This window comes from Leucobacter viscericola (assembly GCF_011299575.1).
Lineage (GTDB): Bacteria > Actinomycetota > Actinomycetes > Actinomycetales > Microbacteriaceae > Leucobacter > Leucobacter viscericola.
The window spans coordinates 2182306-2199318 of record NZ_CP049863.1; the positions used below are offsets into that span (position 1 = coordinate 2182306).

Annotated in this window: 13 protein-coding genes and 2 pseudogenes; 9 read left to right on the plus strand and 6 right to left on the minus strand. The window is 62.6% G+C overall.

Features of this window, described 5'->3' with window-relative positions; all coding sequences use genetic code 11:
* Complete coding sequence (locus G7068_RS09620; protein WP_166291525.1) at nt 1-774, plus strand: thioesterase family protein; 774 nt, start codon at nt 1-3, stop codon at nt 772-774.
* A gap of 37 nt (nt 775-811) precedes the next feature.
* Here the strand turns inward: G7068_RS09620 and G7068_RS09625 are convergent, their stop codons facing one another.
* From G7068_RS09625 to G7068_RS09635, 3 genes are all read right to left on the minus strand, one after another.
* The gene (locus tag G7068_RS09625; RefSeq protein WP_166291527.1) at nt 812-2602 is read right to left on the minus strand and encodes a SpaA isopeptide-forming pilin-related protein; all 1791 of its coding nucleotides are present in this window, start codon (nt 2600-2602) and stop codon (nt 812-814) included.
* A 156-nt stretch (nt 2603-2758) separates the two neighbouring features.
* A complete protein-coding gene (locus tag G7068_RS09630; RefSeq protein ID WP_166291529.1) occupies nt 2759-4135 on the minus strand; it encodes an RNA polymerase sigma factor in 1377 nt (458 codons plus the stop codon).
* A 167-nt stretch (nt 4136-4302) separates the two neighbouring features.
* The gene (locus tag G7068_RS09635; protein WP_166291531.1) at nt 4303-5343 is read right to left on the minus strand and encodes a cation diffusion facilitator family transporter; all 1041 of its coding nucleotides are present in this window, start codon (nt 5341-5343) and stop codon (nt 4303-4305) included.
* A gap of 153 nt (nt 5344-5496) precedes the next feature.
* Between G7068_RS09635 and G7068_RS09640 the strand changes: the two genes are divergently transcribed.
* Complete coding sequence (locus G7068_RS09640; protein ID WP_166291533.1) at nt 5497-6126, plus strand: DUF3800 domain-containing protein; 630 nt, start codon at nt 5497-5499, stop codon at nt 6124-6126.
* A gap of 126 nt (nt 6127-6252) precedes the next feature.
* Here the strand turns inward: G7068_RS09640 and G7068_RS09645 are convergent, their stop codons facing one another.
* Together G7068_RS09645 and G7068_RS09650 are read right to left on the minus strand one after the other, a co-directional pair.
* Complete coding sequence (locus G7068_RS09645; RefSeq protein WP_166291535.1) at nt 6253-6648, minus strand: PIN domain-containing protein; 396 nt, start codon at nt 6646-6648, stop codon at nt 6253-6255.
* The gene (locus tag G7068_RS09650; protein WP_166291537.1) at nt 6648-6959 is read right to left on the minus strand and encodes a type II toxin-antitoxin system Phd/YefM family antitoxin; all 312 of its coding nucleotides are present in this window, start codon (nt 6957-6959) and stop codon (nt 6648-6650) included. The genes G7068_RS09645 and G7068_RS09650 overlap by 1 nt, the downstream gene beginning before the upstream one ends.
* Nucleotides 6960-7031: 72 nt before the next feature.
* Between G7068_RS09650 and G7068_RS09655 the strand changes: the two genes are divergently transcribed.
* Entirely contained in the window at nt 7032-8261 is a 1230-nt protein-coding gene (locus G7068_RS09655; protein WP_166291540.1) for a glycosyltransferase, read from the plus strand.
* 124 nt (nt 8262-8385) lie between these two features.
* On the opposite strand, the pseudogene G7068_RS09660 reads toward G7068_RS09655, so the two are convergent.
* A pseudogene (locus G7068_RS09660) lies at nt 8386-9143 on the minus strand (GntR family transcriptional regulator).
* 160 nt (nt 9144-9303) lie between these two features.
* Here G7068_RS09660 and iolC point away from each other — a divergent pair.
* The 6 genes and pseudogenes from iolC (at nt 9304) to G7068_RS09690 (ending at nt 16968) form a co-directional block, all read left to right on the plus strand.
* Nucleotides 9304-10257, plus strand: a complete 954-nt coding sequence (iolC, locus tag G7068_RS09665; protein ID WP_166291542.1) for a 5-dehydro-2-deoxygluconokinase — start codon at nt 9304-9306, stop codon at nt 10255-10257.
* A 1-nt stretch (nt 10258) separates the two neighbouring features.
* On the plus strand, nt 10259-11167 hold the full coding sequence (locus G7068_RS09670; RefSeq protein ID WP_166291544.1) for a Cgl0159 family (beta/alpha)8-fold protein: 909 nt from the start codon (nt 10259-10261) through the stop codon (nt 11165-11167).
* Between the two features lie 25 nt (nt 11168-11192).
* Entirely contained in the window at nt 11193-12701 is a 1509-nt protein-coding gene (locus tag G7068_RS09675; protein ID WP_166291546.1) for a CoA-acylating methylmalonate-semialdehyde dehydrogenase, read from the plus strand.
* 84 nt (nt 12702-12785) lie between these two features.
* Nucleotides 12786-13718, plus strand: coding sequence for a 5-deoxy-glucuronate isomerase (iolB, locus tag G7068_RS09680; protein ID WP_166291548.1), 933 nt, complete (start codon nt 12786-12788; stop codon nt 13716-13718).
* A gap of 59 nt (nt 13719-13777) precedes the next feature.
* A pseudogene (gene iolD / locus G7068_RS09685) lies at nt 13778-15702 on the plus strand (3D-(3,5/4)-trihydroxycyclohexane-1,2-dione acylhydrolase (decyclizing)).
* A 375-nt stretch (nt 15703-16077) separates the two neighbouring features.
* Nucleotides 16078-16968 (plus strand): sugar phosphate isomerase/epimerase family protein, encoded by an 891-nt coding sequence (locus G7068_RS09690; RefSeq protein WP_205881387.1) that lies wholly within the window; start codon nt 16078-16080, stop codon nt 16966-16968.
* The last annotated feature ends 45 nt before the right edge of the window (nt 16969-17013 follow it).

The window sequence follows — 17013 nt, forward strand, 5'->3', positions numbered from 1 at the left end:
ATGGACGTCTTGTTTCGCCGCCTCGCCGAGAACCGCTTTCTCGCGACGGAAAAGGTCGGTGGTGCCTGGGATCCGCGCGAGCAGCACATTGCTCCGTCGCTCGGGTTGCTCGCGCACCTGGTCGAGCAGGATCGCGATGCGCGTCGCGGAGATGATCTGCAGCTTGCCCGGGTGTCCTTCGATATTCTGGGGCCGTTTCTGGTGGGCGAGGTCGAGACGGCCGTGCGTGTGCTGCGGCCGGGTCGCACGATCGAACTCGTCGAGGCAACCCTCGCCTCTGAGGGGCGCGTGGTGCTGACGCTTCGCGCGTGGCTCATGCAGCGCACCGGCACAGAACAGATCGAGGGATCGGCACTGCCCGCGATCCCGAGCCGCGACGAGATGGAACCGGCCCTGATGGATGACGGCTGGCCGGGAGAGTTCGTGCGCAGCTTCGAGATGCGCAGGCAGCGTCTCGGCACGGGGCGCGCGCAAGCCTGGATGCGCCCCAAGTATCCGCTGCTTGATTCAGAACAGGTGAGCCCGATGGCGCGTATGATCGCGCAACTCGATCTGGCGAACGGCATCACGCCGCGGGTTGACGCCACTGAGCTGCTCTTTCCGAATCTCGATCTCGACGGATCATTCTTTCGCACCCCGCAGGGGGATTGGCTCGGCTTTGACACCTCGGTCTCGTTTGGACCGAGCGGCGTGGGGCAGACACAGAGCACGCTGCACGACGAGCTCGGGCCGGTGGGCACGGTGTCGCAGACGCTGACCCTGCGGTATCGCTAGGGGGTGAGGGGGTGACCCGGGGCCGCCCCCTCACCGTTTACTTCAGTCGTAGTTTCTTGCGAGCCACCATCGCGGCTGCACCAACGGCGACGAGGCTGAGGCCACCGATCATCAGCCAGAGGGGGCTCTCGCCACCCGTAACCTCGAGTGTGGTTGTGTGGGTGTTCGAGAGTTTCGCCTCGGGGGCGTTCTCGGGGGTGGGTTTCTGTGCCTGCACGTAAGGAGCAGTGGCGGGTGTGCTGCCAGTAGACGCCTCCGGAGTGCTGCTCGGGGGTGTTGTGGGGTCTTCGTTATGCGGCGGGTCCGGAACAACAGGAACAACCGGTACAACAGGGCTCAGTTTGGTGTCGACGAGGCGCCCGAGGTCACCGACGAGATGGGTAGCGTCGAGAGTGCCGGTTAGTACGACGGTGTCGATCTTGTAGCCGGCGGGACCCGTGGTTTGGGTGAGCGTGTAATTGCCCCAGGGCAGCCCCTCGATGGTGATCTCACCGTCTGCCGAGTTGGTATCGAGGTCACCGTTGTCGGAAATGACCCTTTGGTATCCGTTGGGGCCCTCGAGTGTGAAGGTGCCGCTAGGAAGAGGATTGCCGTCGGCGTCAACAAGCCTCCAGGTCACGGTGCCAGGCAAAGGAGTGTTGACGATGGTTCCGAATGATCCTGCCAGCTGAGTGCTGGAAACCGTTGCCTGCCAGTTTTGCTGCTCAAGTCTGTAGCCGACCGGTGCCGTGACCTCGGTCAGGGTGTAAACACCAATCGGAAGGTGGTCGAGACCGAACTTGCCAGCTGCCGAGTTGGTGTCTGAGCTGTCGTTGTCGACGATGGTTTTGTCGAAACCGTAAGGGCCGACGACGTGGAATGCCGCACCGGGGAGAAGCTGACCCTTTTCGTCTGCCTTCGTCCAGGAAAGCGTGCCCTGGTCGCCGCCACCTCCGCCGCCACCGCTGAAGTACGTGTAGTCGTACGAAAAGGTTTGTTCGCCCGCAGCTACCGTGTTGTTGAGTGGAGAGCCCCCGGTTGCCCCGGAACTCGGCTGCATGATGTAGACCATGCGATAAGCGAGTGAGCTGTCACGAACGGGATCAAGGAATTTAACGGAGAAGGTGTGATTCGCGTCGTCAAAGGTGACGGTGTATTCGGAAGGGTCGATGCTGACCCAGTTATTGAACGCTGGGGTTCGAGTCTGCACGGCAACGGTCGATTTATTCAGAATGAGTCGAGAATCGTAGGTGTCGGTCCACTCGGAGTAGTTCGGACTCAGCACCGTGCCGGGGAAGCCGGAGTAGTACCTGATGGTTCCGTCGGCCAGGGTTTCACCGTTCTTTGCGAGACGCCATGGAAATCCGCCGGGAGAAGCAGCAATCGTGTTCGCTGTGTGAAAAACGGTGCCTGTTCCCGTTGTCCAGTCGAGGCCACTGGAGCCGTTGGATCGATTAGCGGTCGTAATAAACCGAACCGTACCGGTAACGTTTGCGTGGGTTTCTACGTAGTCCGTATACGTGCAGGTGATTGCGGTTGATGTTGAGGCGCAGTTGGCAATCACATTGTCGTCGTTATCTTTCACCTGCGCACTGTCAAGGCGCGCACTGACGTAGCTGATCGGAACATTGAGCGTGAACGTATCGCCAGCACGGGTTCCGCCCGGGGCTGAAAAGGTGACGTCGACCGAAAATTGCTCTCCGATGCGAACGTCACTCGGATTGGCGGCAACGCTGGTGATGGATTCAACTTCCGCCGCGACCGCAATTGTGGGCACGGCAAAGGTGCCGAGAAGGGCGAGTCCGATGACGCCCATCGTGGCACCCAAGTGGGTTATTTTCTTCTGCATACTGAATGGTCCTATTTAGCCGATGTTGTGCTTGCGCAGCGCGTTCTTGCTCTTTGGCAAGAGCGCGGTCGCAGGTAGACATAGGGGAATGTCACGTGTTGAGAACGAGTTCGCCAGAAGAATCGGTCTCAGTTTCAGCAAACTTGCAGAAACGATTTATTCGAAGACTTGCTGCCGACCGCTCGCCGTTCCAGAGACGTCGAACCCTGACAGTGTGCGGGCTGTAAATGAGAGTTGGTAGGTAAACGGCTCCCGAGGGGCTGTGAGTGCAACCCCGAAGTGGCCGCCCTCTGCGCTGGGGAGCGAGGTCGTGCACACGCCGAGGGCGCCCTCAAACTCGCAGTCCCAGTGATCTGGTGGGGTGAGCGAGGCGATTGGCGACGAGAACTGGAGGGTGAACCTGTCGACGGTCCACTCCTCGCCGGGCACATCAAACTGCACATTGAAATTCGTCTCGCCGTCCACACTGTCGAGAGCCGTTTCGAAGGACGCTTTTGGTGGTGCCGCAAACCACAGCGTGTTTGTGGCATAGGCCGACACAACAACGGCGAGGGCGGCTAGCCCCAAAACGAGGACCGCGGAAAACAGGATCACATACGATCTGCTGCCCATTGTTGAACGCGCCCAATTCGACATTCTCTTCGGGCCGCTCAGGAGCCCATTGTTGGATCCTGCTGAACCGCCTGAGTGCGGCGCAGTTCCAGTTTGGGGAGTGGACGCCTGTGCACCCGAAGATGGTCCCGCTGACAGATCCGCAAGCACCAGAAAGGTCGAGAGCCCCAGCGCCGAGAGGTATCCAAAACGACCCCACCCCGCTTTGCACCTTGCACACTCGCGAAAGTGTGCGGTCCGTTTCTCGACCGGGAGCTCGGCTAGGTGCAGTGGCACCTGCTTGGGAAGGCGTCGCGCGGCCTTCCTGCATTCCTCGGGAGCATCCTCCAGAAGAATCGTTTCCAGAATGAGCTTCCGCAGCTTCAACTTGGCCCGGCTGTTGAGGCTGTAGATCGCGGGGGCGGGCCGTCCAAGTAGCTCTTCGAGCTCGCCCGGTTTTCTCTCTTCCACCACAGTGGCGATAAGCAGCTTGCGTTGGTCCTCCGGCATCTTCGCGAGGGCGCGTCGAACGATGTCGAGATCCGAACTGATCTCGAGCTCTCGTATGCGAGGATCAGCTGGCGCGACAAAGTCGAAATCCTCAACCGCCTCTACGACCTTTGAGCGTGGCGATCGTGCAAAATCTCTGACCCGATTCCGCATGCTTTGGGCAAGGTAGGCGATGATCTGCTCCGAGGGGCCTCTTCCCCTCTCCCACTGGTCAAGCAGGTTGAGGATCGCTTCACTCAGTAGATCGTCGGGGTCGTACGTTGATCCCGCGACCTTGCGCGAGATGCCCATGAGGAGGGAGAGGTGCTCCTCAAAGTATCGCCCTGCCGCCTTGCGGTCACCCTGAACAGCGGCGAGGAGATCAAGATTTTGGGGGTCGCGAGAGAAGCGCTCAGCGTCGTGTGCGGAACCAGAGTCGTCTGCTCCAGGCATCGCTATCTCCCTTAAGTTCGATTTGTTAATCGACGAGAAATCTAAAGCGCCGGTTGCCATAGCCGCGCTTCTGCGTAGCAAAAGCAGTCAGCAGTTCAACACCGCAAGATTCCCCGGCTAGCAATCATAGAGCGTTGTGGCGATCCTCAGTATCACCCTGCACTCAGTTACCGGTGCGCCCGACTCTCGCCAGCGTGACTCTCGGGTTCGAGCTGCAGCGTGACGTGGTCGGTCGTGAAGTGCAGGCGGAGGCAGGCGCGCAGCTCGTCGAGGATGGCGTGGTAGCCGAGCTCGTTCCAGGCCTTGTCGCTGATCGTGACGTGCGCCGAAAACGCGGGAACGCCCGAGGTGATGGTCCATGCGTGCACGTCGTGCACCTCCGCGACACCCGGAACCGCGAGCATGTGAGTTCGGGCTACATCGATGTCGATGTTCTTTGGTGTCGCTTCGAGCAACACGTTGACAACGTCGCGCAGCAGGCTGATGGCTCGAGGGAAAATGAGTACCGCGATGAGCAGTGAGGCGATCTGGTCGACCATATTCCAGCCGGTAAACATGATGATGAGACCGGCGATAATCACCGCGACGGAGCCGAGCAGATCGCCCAGCACTTCGAGGTAGGCACCGCGAATGTTGAGGCTCTCCTTCTGGCCCGATTGCAGGATCAGCAGTGAAATGAGGTTCGCGACGGCGCCGATAATGGCTGCAATGAGCATCGGGCCGGACTCGATGTCGACCTCGGTGCCGAAGCGGGCAATGGCCTGCGCAAAGATTACGACGGCGATCACGCCCAGCACGATGCCGTTGACGAGGGCGGCGAGCACCTCAACGCGCAGGTAGCCGAAGGTGCGCTTCGACGTCGCGGGCAGCGCCGCGATGAGGCTCGCGATCAGCGCGATCGCAACGCCGGTCGCGTCGGTGAGCATGTGCCCCGCGTCGGCGAGCAGGGAGAGCGAGTTTGAGATCAACGCGCCAATGACCTGGATCACAAAGACGCTGAGGGTGATCGAGAGAACGAGGATCAGCTTCTTGCGGTGTTTGCCGGTTGCTGTGCCTGCCCCGCTGAGACCGTGGTCGTGGCTGTGCTCCTTTTTGGCGGAGTTTTCAAGCGCGATCGGCGATCCCGGGTGACCCTTGCTGAACCCGGATTCGCTGAACTCAGCCTCGCAGTTTTCAGGCTGCTCGGCGTGATTATGATCCTCTGCCATGTTGGTAACTATACCCCCTCGGGGTATCTGCCGTAAAGGGTGACCCGGAACTGGCGAGATCGCGACTTAGGTTTTATCTATGGTTTTGCTGAGTATATGCTTGTTCTTCAGGAAGAAGGGAGCCTCGTGGGGGCGGTTAGGCGCACGGCTTGGGTGTTTCTTGACGAGTCAGGCACGCCTGACTTTGACCCCGCGGCGGGCAGCACTTATTTCGCGTTCGGATCTGCGACCTACTCGACGGATCGCCCCATTCCTCTGCAGGCTTTTCATGACCTCAGAACCGGGACTCGGTCAGCGCTACTCAACGGGTTTCATGCGGTCGATGATTCATTGACAACGCGGGCAGAGATGTTCGAACTTATCGCCCAACACCCCGCTCGATTTGGTGCGACGTTCATGCTGAAAGCAAATGCGCATGATCACGTCAGGCAGCGAGAAAAGATCTGGATGTACAAGTACACGCTCTATCGTCACCTCGCTTCAATCTTGCTCGAACTTCGAGGGCGGTACGACACGATTCATGTTGTCGCCGCAGAGATTGGAATGCAGGCCAAGCGCTCCGCGGTGCGTCTGGCGGTTGAAGATGTATGCCAGCAGCTCGAGAAAGGTGCTGATATTCGGCCCCATATCTGGCGTTCGTCAACCTCGGCGGGTCTGCAAATTGCAGATTATGGGCTGTGGGCAATCCAGAGGCATGTTATTCGAGGCGAGTCGTGGCAATACGAGAAAGCTGTTGCTCCGACGATGAGAAGCCTGCTCTATCCGTGGGGAGCGAAGGCATGAGGAAGGCCGGCTATCCGGAGTTTCCTCAGAAAAACCCCCCTGGGGTTTTTGTCGCCGACCTTCACCTCAAGTCTACGGGGTGGAATTTGAAGTGGCAACAGGGATGAAGCTGGGTGGCTAAAGGCCTTACTTGTCGATTGTAATCGGCCTGATGCCGACGTTTCTGGCGGCTTCTGCGAGGCGAGTGTCGTAGGTGAGGATGCCGTCGAGCTGGCTGCCGAGGGCGAGTGCCGCCGCGAGGTGGATCGCATCGAGTGAGCGAAGCTCGTGCGGTTCGAGGCGGCCCGCCTCTGCGTAGAGGGAGGGGTCGAGATTGACGATCCCGCACATGCGGAGTTGCTCGTACGCAGTGCCGAGAACATTGGGATTTGTTCGCATGACTGCGCGAGGCAACTCAGTCAGAGTGAGCGAAGACGTCATGAACCGGACCTGAGCGCTGCGGATCCACTCTTCAAGCTCCGCTGATTCCGCCTCGGCTATGACGAGCTTTACGAGGGCCGAGGTGTCGGCGTATACGAGCACTACAGACGCTCCTCTTTGAGTTCTTCCAGAATCTGCTCCATGCTGAGCCCGCTGGTGTTGCCAGTAGGAATGCCCTGTGCGGCAAGCTCGCTGAATAACCGGTCTCGTTCTTCGACAAACGTTTGGAAAGGCAAGCTGGGCGGCGTAATCTGCCCAGACTCGACCATCTCTTGATACTTGCTGGTGCGCAGCGGCACGATCTTGGCAACGGGGCGACCGCGATCGGTAATCTCGATCGTCTCTCCCTTTGCTGCACGCGCGACCACCTCAGAGGCGTTTTGCTTGAGTGCTCGAATTCCTACAGTGCTCATGTTCTACATTGTAGATCATTGGCGATTCCTTGAATAGGGCCGACGGTACCCGCAACGCGATACCCTCGTTCTATGGATTCCCCTCCGCTGTCAGTCGGCTTTGTCATGGTGCACACGTCGCCGCTCGACGTACCGGGTACCAAAGACGCGGGGGGTATGAACGTTGTTGTCAGCGCGCAGGCGGATGCCCTGGCGCGCGCGGGCCACAGGGTGCACATCTACACGCGCCGCTCAGATGAGTCTTCGCCGGAACGCGTCGAACTGCCATCGGGCGTCACCGTTGTGCACCTTGACGCTGGGCCGGCGCGGCTGCTGGCGAAAGGTGAGCACGAGGGTGTAATCGCGGAGTTTGAGCGCGCGCTCGCCGCGGAGCTCGCGAGCGAACCGACACAGATTCTGCACGCCGAGCACTGGTTCTCTGGAATCGCCGCGCTTGAACCGGCGCGCGCAGCGGGGATCCCGCTCGTGCAGAGTTACCACTCGATCGCGGCGGCGCCCGAAACGCCACTCACCGAGGGGGAGCGCCCAGAGTCACCCGGTCGTCTGGCTGGTGAGCGCCTGCTCGCACACGAGGTTGATCTGGTGATCGCGGTGAGCGAGGCCGAGCGGCACACGGTGTTGGATCGTTTCGGCGCGGATCCCGCCCGCGTGCGAGTCGTGCCGCTTGGTGTCGACACCGAGCTGTTCCACCCGGTGCTGGGTGGCGAGAGCGACGAGCAGCGCGACTGGCTGGAGCACGGTGGTCGCCCAGAGGTGCTGGTTGTCGGTCGGCTGCATCCCCTGAAGGGATTTGACCTCGCCATTGAGGCGGTCGCGGCCATTCCCGAAGACTCACGCCCGGTGTTGCGCATCGTGGGTGCTCCGCCACCCGACGGTGATGACCACGCGCGCGAGCTGCACGAAGCCGTAGCCAGACACGGCATGATCGCGACGACCGCGTTCGACGGCGCCCTGCGCCGCGGTGAATTGGCCGAGAGGATCAGGCGCGCGACGATCCTGCTCATTCCGTCGCACACGGAGACCTTTGGGCTGGTGGCGCTTGAGGCGTCGGCCTCGGGGATTCCGGTGATCGCGCGTGACACGGGCGGCCTGCGCGAAGCCGTGCTCAACGGCGAAACCGGTGTGCTGGTCTCGGGCGATGACCCCGCCGACTGGGCTGGCGCCATCGAGAAACTACTTGCAGATCCCGAACTGCTCGCAAGCATGGGCGCCAAAGCCCGCGAGCACGCGCTCTCGACCAGTTGGGAGTCCTCGGCTGAGCACCTGCTTGAGGCCTACCGCGCCCTGCTCGCGTCTCGCTAGCGCACCCACCCCGGCCACCCACCCCACTGACAGGCCATGGTTTCGTCGAGAAGCCATGAAATCCAATGGCCCCTCGACGAAGCCATGGCTTCTCGATGAGAGGTGTTGAGGGGGTGCTAGCGCGTTACTTCGCGACGAGCGTCGTTTCGAAGCGGTAGAGCTCGGGGCGGTAGCAGTGGTGACCGTACTCGATCGCCTTGCCTGAGTCGTCGAACGCGATGCGCTCCATGGTCAGCAGGGGGCCGCCACGTGACTCGCCCAGCAGGTCGGCCTCGTCGGCGGTCGCCCGGCGGGCACTGATGGACTGGTTCGCGATGCGGATCGTCACGCCCCGGGCACGCAGCAGCTGGTAGAGGCCCTTCGACCTCAGGTCCTCTTCAGTGATGTCGGTGAACTCCTGCGGCAGATAGTTCTCGAGGATCGCCACGGGTGCTCCGTCGGTGCCGCGCAGTCGGCGGATCCTCAGTACATCTGACCCAACCGCAATGCTCAGCTTCTCGGCAACCTCTTCGGGGCCGGAATGACCTCGTAGCTGAGCACCTCGGTGCTGGGCTCGTGGTGACCGTGCTGCAGATCCTCGTAGAGACTCGTGAGCTCAACCGGCCGGCTCACCTGGCCCTGTACGACCTGGGTGCCGATGCCGCGTCGCCGCACGAGGAGGCCCTTATCGACCAGTTCCTGGATCGCGCGCCGCACGGTGGGTCGCGAAAGACCGAGTCGCTCTCCAATAGAAATTTCATTCTCGAGACGCGACCCGGTTGGGATCTTGCCACTGCGGATCGCCTGCTCAAGCCGGCTGGATACCTGGTAGTACAGCGGCACGGGGCCTGTGCGATCGAGATCAGTGAAGAGCTCGTCCGGCCAGACTGGGGTCACACTCACGGGGTCCTCTTCCTGCACGCCTCGTCGATGCGGCTATGTACCGACAATAATACGTCTAGTGGGTGTGCTCCCAATCACAGGATTGTGATATTGTTAGGACATATTGGCTTGAAGGTGCGCCGGTGGTGGTGCCAGGGCTTTGAGAGGCGAAGATTGCACTATGACTGACGGTTTGGGTTTCGACGTTCTGGCGTTTGGCCGACTCGGTGTGGATGTGTACCCCCTGCAAGACGGGGTCGGGCTTGAAGACGTTGAAACGTTTGGCAAGTATCTGGGCGGTAGCGCGGCGAATGTGACCGTGGCGGCTGCGAGGTACAACCACTCGAGCGCACTGATCTCGCGTGTGGGCAACGATCCTTTTGGACGCTACCTGCTGCGCGAACTCGACAGGCTCGGGGTGGATCCACGATACGTCGGCACGGATCCCGAGTACCCGACGCCCGTGACGTTCTGCGAGATCTTCCCGCCAGACGACTTCCCGCTCTACTTCTACCGCAAGCCCAAGGCTCCGGATCTACAGGTCGCATCGACCGAGGTCGACCTGCAGGCTGTGCGCGACGCAAAGATCTTCTGGTTCACGCTGACCGGCCTGAGCGAGGAGCCCAGCCGCGCTGCACACCACACGGCGCTCGAGGCCCGCGCTGGCAAGCAGCACACCATCTTCGACCTCGACTACCGCCCGATGTTCTGGGCCGATCCGGCCGAGGCCACCGCCCAGGTAGCGCGAGCCATCGAGCACGTCACCGTCGCGGTTGGCAACAAGGAAGAGTGTGAGGTCGCCGTCGGCGAAACCGAGCCGATGCGCGCCGCCGATGCGCTGCTTGAGCGTGGCATTGAACTCGCGATCGTGAAGCAGGGCCCGAAGGGAGTGCTCGCGAAGACCCGCGACGAGGCCATCGAGGTGCCCCCGCACTTCGTCGACGTGATTAACGGACTTGGATCGGGCGACGCCTTTGGTGGCGCGCTCTGCCACGGCCTGCTTGAGGGCTGGAACCTGGAGCGGATCCTGCGCTTCGCCAACGTCGCCGGCGCGATTGTCGCCACCCGCCGCGAGTGCTCGACCGCCATGCCCGATGCTTCAGAGGTCGAAGCGATCCTACAGAAGGGTGCGTGATATGACTTCCGCACACGTTCCAACGGCCGAGGACTTCGCGCAGCTGCGTCGCACCCGCGCCGAAAACCCCGAGGCTATCGCCCAGGCGTTCGCCGGGCGTCGCCGCCGCAAAGTGGTTGAGGGTGACGGCCGCCTGTTCATTGTGGCGGCGGATCACCCGGCCCGCGGCGCGATCGCGGTGGGATCGAACCCGACCGCCATGGCCAACCGCTACGAGCTGCTTGAGCGCATGGCGCTGGCCATCTCGCGGCCGGGTGTTGACGGTGTGCTCGGCACCCCCGACATCATCGACGACCTCGCGGCGCTGGGTCTGCTCGACGACAAGATCGTTGTGGGCTCCATGAACCGCGGCGGCCTGCGGGGCGCCTCGTTTGAACTCGACGATCGTTACACCGCGTACAACGTCGACTCGATGGTGCGCGACGGGCTCGACTTTGCCAAGACGCTGATCCGGGTGGATCTCGACGACGCTGGCACTGCCCCGACGCTTGAGGCAACTGCGCGCGCGGTAGACGCTGCCGCTGCGGCGAAACTGCCGATCATGCTGGAGCCGTTTATGAGCAGCCGTGTGGGCGGTCGCGTCGTGAACGATCTTTCGGCCGAGGCCGTGATCCTGTCGACCGCGATCGCCTCGGGCCTCGGCAACTCCAGCGCTTACACCTGGATGAAGCTGCCGGTCGTGCCCGACATGGAGCGCGTGATGGAAGCGACAACCATGCCGACGCTGCTGCTCGGCGGCGACAACGGCGGCGATCCCGACGACATCTTCAGCTCGTGGCAGAACGCGCTCGCCTTACCCGGTGTGCGCGGCCTCACCGTTGGCCGTACGCTGCTCTACCCGGCCGACGGCGACGTCGCGGCTGCCGTTGACACTGCCGCCCGACTCGTTCACCCTGGACTTGGGTCTTAAGTTTCTCAATCACAAAGGACAAAACATGACCACCACTCCCGTCATCCCCCACTGGATCGAAGGCGCTCGCCGCGTCTCGACGAGCGGACGCACCGCTCCCGTGCACAACCCCGCGACCGGCGAGGTGCGCGCGCAGGTTGCGCTCGCCGACGAGGCTGAGATCGCCGAGGCGATTGCTTCTGCCAAGAAGGGCTTCGAACTGTGGAGCGAGTTCTCCATTGCAAAGCGCCAGACCATCATCTTTAAGTTCCGCGAGCTGCTGAACGCCCGTAAGAGTGAGCTCGCCGAGATCATCACGGCTGAGCACGGCAAAGTGCTCTCTGACGCAATGGGCGAAATTCTGCGCGGCCAGGAGGTCGTGGAGCTCGCAACCGGCTTCCCGCACCTCATCAAGGGTGCGTTCTCTGAGAACGCCTCGACCGGCATCGACGTCTACTCGATCAAGCAGCCCATCGGTGTTGCCGCCATCATCTCGCCCTTCAACTTCCCTGCCATGGTGCCGATGTGGTTCTTCCCCGTCGCCATCGCTGCAGGCAACGCGGTTATCGTGAAGCCGAGCGAGAAGGATCCCTCCGCTTCGCTGTGGATGGCCGAGATTTGGAAGGAAGCCGGTCTGCCCGATGGCGTCTTCACCGTGCTCAACGGCGACAAGCTCGCGGTTGATGGCCTGCTGACCTCGCCCGACATCGCCTCGATCTCGTTCGTCGGCTCGACGCCGATCGCGCAGTACATCTACGAGACCGCCTCGAAGCACGGCAAGCGCGTGCAGGCACTCGGCGGCGCGAAGAACCACATGCTCGTGCTGCCCGACGCTGACCTCGACCTCGTCGCAGACCAGGCGATCAATGCGGGCTACGGTGCCGCGGGCGAGCGCTGCATGGCGATCTCGGTTGTGCTGGCCGTTGAGCCGGTCGCTGACGAGCTGATCGAAAAGATCAAGGAGCGCATCGCTGGGCTGCGGATCGGCAACGGCGCTTCGACGCCCGAGCCCGACATGGGCCCGCTCATCACCGATGTGCACCGCGACAAGGTCACCGGCTACATCGACATTGCTGAGAAGGACGGCGCGACCATCGTGGTCGACGGCCGTGGGCTGAAGGTTGAAGGTCACGAAGAGGGCTTCTTTGTTGGGCCGACGCTGATCGACAACATCCCGACCACCTCACGCGCCTACACCGAGGAGATCTTCGGACCCGTGCTCGAGGTTGTGCGAGTGAAGACCTTCGAAGAGGGCGTCGAGCTGATCAACTCGGGTGCGTTCGGCAACGGCACCGCGATCTTCACGAATGACGGTGGCGCAGCGCGTCGCTTCCAGCACGAGATTCAGGTCGGCATGATCGGCATCAACGTGCCGATCCCCGTGCCCGTCGCGTACCACTCATTCGGCGGCTGGAAGGCCTCGCTGTTCGGCGACGCGAAGGCGTACGGCGTGCACGGCTTCGAGTTCTTCACTCGCGAGAAGGCGATCACGAGCCGCTGGCTTGATCCCGCGCTGCACGGCGGCATCAACCTCGGCTTCCCGCAGAACGACTAGTAAGACTGTCGGCGGGGTGGGGTTGTGAGCCCTCGAGAGGGATCCCGGCCCCACCCCGCTGCCGACATCCCGAAAGGGGAACACATGACTGAGCAGCGCTGGTTCCACCGCCGCGGCGAACTTGCCGAGGCCGGTTGGGAGACCGTCGTCGACGAGCGCACTCCCGGCTGGGAGCACACCGGCATTCGAGTGGGCAGACTCGAAGCCGGAGCCTCGCTCACACTCGACGGTACGGGTGTTGAGCGGCTGATTGTTCCCCTTTCAGGATCGTTCACGGTGTCTCGCGTCGAGGGTGGCGTCGAGAACCGCACCGTGCTGAATGGTCGCGCCTCGGTCTTCGACGGCCCGACAGACGTGATGTACCTCTCGGCCGCCGCCACCGGCACGGTCACCGCGACCGGCGACTCCAATGGTTCCGGCGAGAGCCGATTCCTCGTAGCGACCTCACCCACCGACATCGTGCGGCCCAGCTGCTACATGCCCGTCGAAGATGTGCCGGTCGAGCTGCGCGGCGCAGGCGCCTCAAGCCGCCAGGTGCACAACTTCGGGCGCAAGGAATCGCTCGATGCAGCACGCTTTATCGTGGTCGAGGTGATCACTCCGGCCGAGAACTGGTCGTCGTACCCTCCTCACAAGCACGACGTGCACACGCCGGGCCACGAGTCCGAGCTTGAAGAGATCTACTACTTCGAGGTTGCCCCCACGCGCGACGCCCCAGAGGGCGTCAGCGAAGAGCACGCCTTCGGCATGTTCAGCACCTACTCCTCGCCCGCGGGCGACATTGACATCGACGCCCGCGTGTTCACCGGCGACGTCGCCCTGGTGCCCTTCGGTTACCACGGTCCCGCCGTCGCAGCCCCGGGCTACGACATGTACTACCTCAACGTGATGGCAGGGCCCGATCCCGAGCGCAGCTGGTTAATCAGCGACGACCCCGCTCACGGGTGGGTGCGCGACACCTGGGATGGACAAGAACTTGATTCACGGCTTCCTTTCACGGCTAACGACGGCAGTTGAGCTGACACCGTGAGACTATTCGCCACCTCCGACATTGACACTGACACGAAGGATGCAGCATGACCACGCGACGGATGACGGTCAGCCAGGCGCTCATTGAGTTTCTGGCGAACCAGTGGACAGTGGATCGCGACGGCGAGGGCCGCGAGATTCGCGAGCGCACCATTCCGGGTGTCTTCGGTATCTTTGGCCACGGCAATGTGGCGGGGATCGGGCAGGCGCTGAAGCAGGCGAACGTCGATGATCCTGCCCTGATGCCCTACTACCAGGCCCGCAACGAGCAGGCCATGGTGCACCAGTCGGTCGGATACGCGCGCATGCATCGCCGCCGCGGTACCTACGCCTCGGCCGCGTCCGTTGGCCCCGGTGCCACGAACATGCTGACCGGCGCCGCGCTCGCAACGACCAACCGCCTGCCCGCGCTACTGCTGGCGAGCGATACCTTCGCAACGCGCGTGGCCGATCCCGTGCTGCAGCAGCTTGAGCAGCCGCACGACATCGGCCTGACAGTGAACGATGCGTTCCGTCCAGTATCCAAGTTCTTCGATCGAGTGCAGCGCCCCGAGCAGCTCTACTCGATCGCGCTCGCTGCCATGCGGGTGCTGACCGACCCTGCCGAGACCGGTGCCGTGACGATCGCGCTGCCGGAGGACGTGCAGGCCGAGGCGATTGACGTTCCCGTTGAGTTTTTGCAGCCGCGCGAGTGGCGCATCCGCAGGCCCCTGCCTGAGCGCGACGCGTTCGCTGCGGCGGTTGAGGCGATTCGTTCGGCGAAGCGACCCCTGATTGTTGCCGGTGGTGGCGTGCTGTACTCGGAGGCCGAGACGCAGCTGCGCGCGTTTGTGGAGGCGACCGGGATCCCCGTCGGGTCCTCGCAGGCCGGTGGTGGTGTGCTCGACTGGGATCACCCGCAGTACCTCGGTGGTATCGGTGCGACGGGTACGCTCGCTGCTAACCGACTCGCTGCTGAGGCTGACGTCGTGATCGGGATCGGCACACGCTACAGCGACTTCACCACTGCCTCGCGCACCGCGTTCCAGGCTGAGGGCGTGCGGTTTGTGAACATCAACGTGGCGTCGTTTGACGCGTACAAGCACGGCACGCAGTTGCCCGTCGTGGCGGATGCGCGCGAGACGCTGGTTGCGCTGCTTGAGGTCTCTCACTCGCTGCGGGTCTCTGAGTCGTATGCCTCGCAGATTGCCTCGGAGAAGGCGTCGTGGGATGCGTCGGTTGACGAGGCGTTCGCGCCGTCGGGCCTTGCGCTGCCCGGTCAGCCGGAGATTATCGGTGCGGTGCAGCGATCCTCAGCCCCGAAGACGTGATTGTGCAGGCGGCAGGATCACTGCCCGGAGATCTGCACAAGCTGTGGCGCGTGCGCGATCCGCTGGGATACCACGTCGAGTACGCGTACTCGTGCATGGGCTACGAGATTGCGGGTGGCCTTGGCGCGAAGCGGGGGCTGGTGGCTGCGGGCGATGACCGCGACGTGATCGTGATGGTCGGCGACGGCTCCTACCTGATGCTTAACACCGAGCTCGTGACGGCCGTGGCCGAGGGGATCAAGCTGATTGTGATCCTGATCCAGAATCACGGATACGCCTCGATTGGGCACCTGTCTGAGACGGTCGGATCCGAGCGCTTTGGCACGTGGTATCGGTCGTACGATGCTTCGGCGATGAATTTCCAGGGTGAGCAGGTGCTGCCGGTTGATCTCGCAATGAACGCCCGCAGCTACGGCATGGACGTGATTGAGGTTGAGCCTGGCGCTTCGGCCATCGCTGACCTTGAGGCCGCGATCGCCACGGCGAAGGCCTCGGATCGTGCGACGTTCATTCACATCAACAGTGACCCGCTGATCTATGCGCCCAATGGCGCTGGTTGGTGGGATGTGCCGGTGGCCGAGACCTCGACCCTCGACTCGACCCGCCGTGCGCGCGCCGAATACGAGGTGCAGGCTCAGGATCAGAAGCCGCTGCTGGGGTAGAACTGCTGTGCCCGTTGCGACACGGCGCCCATTTCGGCGACCAGAGGCCAGGTAAGCAACGAGAGGCCACCTTAATGACGCGAGGTTTTCCTTGCCTCTCGTCATTAAGGTGGCCTTTGGTCGTGGCGACGGCCGCTGCAACGAGGGCGAATCACTATCCAACTGGCAAAGTTTGGGAGTATGGCCTATTGTCATATCAAAGGTTGTGTGGCGGGGATCTGACGGACACGCGCAGCGGGATTTCTCAGCGCGAGTCCGTCGATATGCCACCGCACAACACCCCGCAGACGATGGAGTTCGATCGTGAACGATTCCCCCGCAGCAAACGCCCCGGCAAGCGAGCCAGCAAACGGTGCACCAAACCCCGGTCTCCGCATCGGCACCGCCCCCGACTCGTGGGGCGTCTGGTTTCCCGATGACCCCAAGCAGGTGCCGTGGCAGCGCTTCCTCGACGAGGTCGTCACGGCGGGCTACGAGTGGATCGAGCTCGGACCCTACGGCTACCTGCCGACCGACCCGCACCAGCTCGAAGACGAACTCGGCAAGCGCGGACTCAAGCTCTCGGCGGGCACCGTGTTCACGGGCTTTCACAAGGGTGAGGATCAGTGGCAGCGTGCCTGGGATCAGGCGCTCGAAGTTGCAGGCCTCGCCTCGAAGCTCGGTGCAGAACACCTCGTTGTGATCCCGGACCTGTGGCGCAGCGACGCGACGAGTGAGCAACTCGAGCCGCGTACGCTCACCGATGAGCAGTGGAAGAAACTGGGCGCAGGCCACGACCGCCTCGGCAAGGCGCTGCTCGAGGAGTTCGGCATGAAGCAACAGTTCCACTCGCACGCCGACAGCCACATCGGCACGACCCGCGAGGTGCTGCGTTTTCTCGACGAGACCGACCCGCGCTTCACGAATCTCTGCCTCGACACCGGCCATTTCGCCTACTACGGCGGTGACAACGTCAAGCTGATCGAGGATCGCCCTGACCGCATCGGCTACCTGCACCTGAAGCAGGTTGACCCGACGATGCTGTTCGACGTGCTCAAGAACGATCAGCCGTTCGCGGAGGCCGTCGCCGACGGCATCATGATCGAGCCGCCGAACGGGATTCCCGATCTCGCGCCCGTCATCGAGGCGGTCGCCAGGATCGATCCCGAGATCTTCGCGATCGTCGAGCAAGACATGTACGGCTGCGATGTTGACCGGCCGTTCCCGATCGCCAAGCGCACGCGCGAGCACATCTTTGGGTGCACGCATTTGGCGCGGATCTCTTAGCCCCTGTCATCCTGCGCGAGGAACGAGTCGCAGGATCAACCGCGT

Coding starts and splice junctions, on each gene's coding strand:
- G7068_RS09620 (WP_166291525.1), top strand. CDS start 1: ATGGACGTCTTGTTTCGCCGCCTCGCCGAGAACCGCTTTCTCGCGACG.
- G7068_RS09625 (WP_166291527.1), bottom strand. CDS start 2,602: ATGCAGAAGAAAATAACCCACTTGGGTGCCACGATGGGCGTCATCGGA.
- G7068_RS09630 (WP_166291529.1), bottom strand. CDS start 4,135: ATGCCTGGAGCAGACGACTCTGGTTCCGCACACGACGCTGAGCGCTTC.
- G7068_RS09635 (WP_166291531.1), bottom strand. CDS start 5,343: ATGGCAGAGGATCATAATCACGCCGAGCAGCCTGAAAACTGCGAGGCT.
- G7068_RS09650 (WP_166291537.1), bottom strand. CDS start 6,959: ATGAGCACTGTAGGAATTCGAGCACTCAAGCAAAACGCCTCTGAGGTG.
- G7068_RS09655 (WP_166291540.1), top strand. CDS start 7,032: ATGGATTCCCCTCCGCTGTCAGTCGGCTTTGTCATGGTGCACACGTCG.
- iolC (WP_166291542.1), top strand. CDS start 9,304: ATGACTGACGGTTTGGGTTTCGACGTTCTGGCGTTTGGCCGACTCGGT.
- G7068_RS09670 (WP_166291544.1), top strand. CDS start 10,259: ATGACTTCCGCACACGTTCCAACGGCCGAGGACTTCGCGCAGCTGCGT.
- G7068_RS09675 (WP_166291546.1), top strand. CDS start 11,193: ATGACCACCACTCCCGTCATCCCCCACTGGATCGAAGGCGCTCGCCGC.
- iolB (WP_166291548.1), top strand. CDS start 12,786: ATGACTGAGCAGCGCTGGTTCCACCGCCGCGGCGAACTTGCCGAGGCC.